The organism is Pseudomonas sp. HMSC066A08 (genome assembly GCF_001813025.1).
Lineage (GTDB): Bacteria > Pseudomonadota > Gammaproteobacteria > Pseudomonadales > Pseudomonadaceae > Pseudomonas > Pseudomonas aeruginosa.
The window spans coordinates 1-3,863 of the sequence record NZ_KV811361.1; the positions used below are offsets into that span (position 1 = coordinate 1).

A 3,863-nucleotide genomic window follows, 5' to 3' on the forward strand; every position below is an offset into this window, starting at 1 on the left:
TCCGCATGGAGGACAAGAAGGGCGCCGAGCAGTTATACATCCACGCCGAGCGCAACCAGGACAACCTGGTCGAGAACGATGCCTCGCTGTCGGTCGGCCACGACCGCAACAAGAGCATCGGCCACGACGAGCTGGCGCGCATCGGCAACAACCGCACCCGCGCGGTGAAGCTCAACGACACCCTGCTGGTGGGCGGGGCGAAGAGCGACAGCGTCACCGGCACCTACCTGATCGAGGCCGGCGCGCAGATCCGCCTGGTCTGCGGCAAGAGCGTGCTGGAGTTCAACGCCGACGGCACCATCAATATCTCCGGCAGCGCCTTCAACCTCTACGCCAGCGGCAACGGCAACATCGACACCGGTGGCCGCCTCGACCTCAATTCCGGCGGCGCCAGCGAGGTCGACGCCAAGGGCAAGGGCGTGCAGGGCACCATCGACGGCCAGGTACAGGCGATGTTTCCGCCGCCGGCGAAGGGCTGAGCCTGCTCAGCGGAAGGGAAAGCCGCGTTCATATTCCTCGCGGCTGATCTCACGGCCGAAGCGCAACGCGTCGTTGAACAGCCGGTTGTGATACGCCACCGGCTCCGGGCATTCCGCTGTGCCGTAGAAGCGCACGTAGATCAGCGCGGTGCGGTGGTCCCAGCGGTAGGTGACCGCCTCGAAATCGTAGTCGAGGTAGATGTCCCGACTGGCGAAGGCTTCGCCCTTGTGCATGCCCATCGCCGCTACAGCGCGCTGCCGCGGTCGTTGCCGGGTGCGACCAGCAGCAGATGGTCCATTTGCCGGCGTCGGCAGCGTTCGACGAACTCCAGCGCCGAACCCATGTCGCGGAGGTAGCGGGCGAAGTCGTCGGCATCGATCCGGTAGTACTCCTCGTAGTCCACCAGGCGGTTGCCCACCGGGAAGGACAGGTAGTGCTGGCCGGAGTCGGTCTCGATACCGATGCTGAAGACGTGCTCGCGGCTGACCAGGTAGGTTTGCAGATTCATCGGTTGCTTCTCGCTGGTTCGTTCGGCTGGCGTCAGCGTCCGTGCCTCACGGGGTGTCGGGAACGAAATCCGGCCCGTCGAGTTTGTCGCGTACCGTCGTGGATGTGCGCAAGAGCGGACCCCACAGGCCGTTGCTGCTGTTCCAGGTAGCGCCCGCCCAGCGGGTGTCGCGGATCAGTTCGTCCTTGTTCGCCTCGAGCTGCCGCTTCAGCGCGACCGCGACGGCGCCGAGGTCGACCTCGAACAGATCACCGTAGGGGCCCTGCGGATTCGCGCGTTTCTTCGACAGGCAGAAGCGGTAGTACCAGATCCAGTTCTGGGCGACGTAGATCGCCCGGTTGCGATCGGGATAGGTGGCGAGGATCTTCAGTAGCGCGGCGATGAAGCGGAAGGGCAAGTCCGGATCGTGGGTGGCGCGCCAGTACGGCATCAGCAACTGGTCGAACGCCTGGCTGACGTTCTGCGGCTCCTCGTTGTCGCTGCGGGCCTCGAGGAAGTAGAAGGGTTCGCCGACGAGGAAGCGATCCAGCTCGTCGTTGGCCAGTGCCAGGGTCAGAACGTTGTCCGGGTTCATGCTCATTGGATTCTCGCGATGTCGTGGGTCGACATCAGTACGTTTACATCGTTTCCATGGGGGATCGCCACATTGTCCAGAACCGCCTCGCGCATGCCGCCCGGGTGGGTGAGGCCGCCGGGCCGCCATAGCGAGTTGACCCCGCCCTCGTTGCCGGTCGGCATCAGTACCTTCGGGTTCTCCAGGTTTAGCATGTAGATCTCCTTGCCGGCCAGCGAGCCTGGGTCGTACCCCAGCGCCGATTCCAGCACGGATACGTCGCCGGTGCGCTTGTACTCGGCGACCACGGAGTTCAGGTCGGACTTGGCCATGACGAACTTGTTCGGGTTGAACGAGGTGTAGTTCGGGTTGGCGATGTCGTCGGTGGTGAAAAGGAAAGAGCCGCCCTCTTCCTTGAACACCTTCAGGTGCTTGTCGATATAGGACTTCTTAAGGTACTCGCTGGGAGGCGGTCGCTTGCCCTTGGCCAGGCCCAGGATATCCGCTTCGGTCCTGCCGCGCTTGTAGGCGGGCGTGCGTACCTCGCCGGCCGCCGAGGTCCGGCCGAGCCGTGCCATCTTCGGTCCGAAGCCCAGCAGCGCCATGCCGGCCACGCCCTGGAACAGGTCGCGGTAGCCGGGACCGAGGCGGTCGCCGAGGTCGCCGAGCAGGGCCATGCCGCCCATCATCAGCCCGCCGATGGCGACGAAGCCGGCCAGCGCCGCGACCCCGGCCATCGCCGCCAGCAGCAGGCCGCCGGCTAGGGCCGCCAGGCCCAGCGCCTCGAGGCCGGTGTGCAGCCATTCCTCCAGGTCGAGGACGAAGGCCACCCGCTCGGTGGGGCCGCCGATGAAGGTGTCCTGGCTGCCGGTCTTGATGTGCGCGCCGCAGACCATCTTGCTCTGCAGGCGCGCCGCCGGCTTGCCGTTGATGTACACGGTGGCGCTGCCTTCGGCGATCAGCACCGGGAACGGCCACAGCGGATGGTTCAGCGGCAGGCCGCTGCAGGTGGCGGAGACGTCGTCGCCGGCGCGCATCGCGTTGCGACTGTTCACGTAGACGTTGAAGCTGCCGCGTATGAGCACCCCGGTGGTCGGCTCGGGTAGCTCGAAGATGGTGGTCAGGCCCTTGACGATCTGGAACATCGACAGCCCGCCGGCGGCGATCGAACCGGCCAGGATCACCGCGGCCAGGCCGCCGGTGGCGGCGGTGGCGGCGACCACGGCGGCGCCGATCAGGGCGCCGGCCACGGCTCCGGCGACCATCGCGGCGACACCGAAACCGTGGGCTATCTCATCGCCCAGTCGGGCGGCGGCTTGCGCATCCATGCGTCAGTACTCGGGTCAGCTAGGGGTCGGGCGCGGGACCAGGGTCTGCATCGCCTGCTTCCAGGCCGGCTCGTGGTGCGGCAGGTCAGCCGGGGTGGTGGTCAGGGTGGTGATCAGCACGGCCGGGCGGCGCTCGATGAACACCTGGCGCAGCATCAGGTCGCGACCTTCGCGCTGCCACTGGTAGTCGAGGAGCACGGCGGCGTGGCCGTGGATGTTGATGTCCCAGCGCTTGTGCAGCTTGAAGCCGGGCAATTGCTTCTCGGCGTTCTCCAGTTGGCGGGCGACATAGTCGGCGAACGGCGTGTCGCCCTGGCTGGCATCGCGGCTGATGACGAAACTGGCTTCGCGGGCGGGGCCGCTGGCGGGGAGCTTGAAGATGTTGATGCTCTGGTCCTGCCAGGCATCGGGAATCTCGAGATCGGCTTCGTGGAGGCGATAGAGCGTCACTGTGTTAACCCCTTCCCTAGGATTCTGAGTGAGTCATTGCTGGACAAAAGCTTTACGGAATGTTGCTCGTGAATCAAGGCTTTCCTGGCCCGAAGCGGCCTTTCGTGATGGCCTTCTGCCTGTTCGCCGTCGGTCGGGGCGCTCGTCGGAATCTGTATCGCGCATCTCCCCTTTCCACCGCATCCGCGCCTATGCTGCGTGGGTGGCGCCGCTCCAACGGCGCCAGTGATGGACGTGGATCAAGGATGATTTCATGGCACTTGCGCAACAGACCCGCCTGGTCCGGGTCGACAGTCCGCTCGGCGCGGAGGTCCTGCAATTGCAGCGAATGGAGGGTCGCGAAGAGCTCGGCCGGCCGTTCGCCTACGAGCTGGAACTGATCTCGGAAAACCCCGACCTGCCACTCGACGGGCTGCTGGGCAAGCCGGCCAGCCTGGCGCTGGAACTGCACGACGGCAGCCGACGGTATTTCCACGGCATCGTCGCCGCTTGCAGCCAGGGATCCGGCAACGGCCAGTTCGCCAGCTACCAGGTCACCCTGCGC

At 65.9% G+C, this 3,863-nt stretch carries 6 protein-coding genes and 1 pseudogene; 2 read left to right on the plus strand and 5 right to left on the minus strand.

The window, feature by feature from the left end; all coding sequences use genetic code 11:
* Positions 1–479: pseudogene (locus tag HMPREF2886_RS28120) on the plus strand (type VI secretion system tip protein VgrG); the annotation flags it as partial.
* Between the two features lie 6 nt (positions 480–485).
* Here HMPREF2886_RS28120 and HMPREF2886_RS28125 read toward each other — a convergent pair.
* The 5 genes from HMPREF2886_RS28125 to eagT6 are packed head-to-tail and all read right to left on the minus strand — an operon-like array spanning position 486 to position 3,319.
* Positions 486–713, minus strand: coding sequence for a hypothetical protein (locus tag HMPREF2886_RS28125; protein WP_269326411.1), 228 nt, complete (start codon positions 711–713; stop codon positions 486–488).
* A gap of 11 nt (positions 714–724) precedes the next feature.
* Positions 725–988, minus strand: coding sequence for a hypothetical protein (locus tag HMPREF2886_RS28130; protein WP_003123786.1), 264 nt, complete (start codon positions 986–988; stop codon positions 725–727).
* Positions 989–1,034: 46 nt separating this feature from the next.
* Positions 1,035–1,568: a hypothetical protein gene (locus tag HMPREF2886_RS28135; protein WP_023126816.1), complete on the minus strand. Its 534-nt coding sequence runs from the start codon at positions 1,566–1,568 to the stop codon at positions 1,035–1,037.
* On the minus strand, positions 1,565–2,869 hold the full coding sequence (locus HMPREF2886_RS28140; RefSeq protein WP_039027610.1) for a PAAR domain-containing protein: 1,305 nt from the start codon (positions 2,867–2,869) through the stop codon (positions 1,565–1,567). Before HMPREF2886_RS28140 ends, HMPREF2886_RS28135 begins: the two co-directional genes overlap by 4 nt.
* 15 nt (positions 2,870–2,884) lie before the next feature.
* Entirely contained in the window at positions 2,885–3,319 is a 435-nt protein-coding gene (gene eagT6 / locus HMPREF2886_RS28145; RefSeq protein ID WP_033968156.1) for a type VI secretion system effector EagT6, read from the minus strand.
* 253 nt (positions 3,320–3,572) lie between these two features.
* Here eagT6 and HMPREF2886_RS28150 point away from each other — a divergent pair.
* A partial coding sequence (locus tag HMPREF2886_RS28150; protein WP_256562601.1) for a contractile injection system protein, VgrG/Pvc8 family occupies positions 3,573–3,863 on the plus strand: 291 nt, incomplete at its 3' end.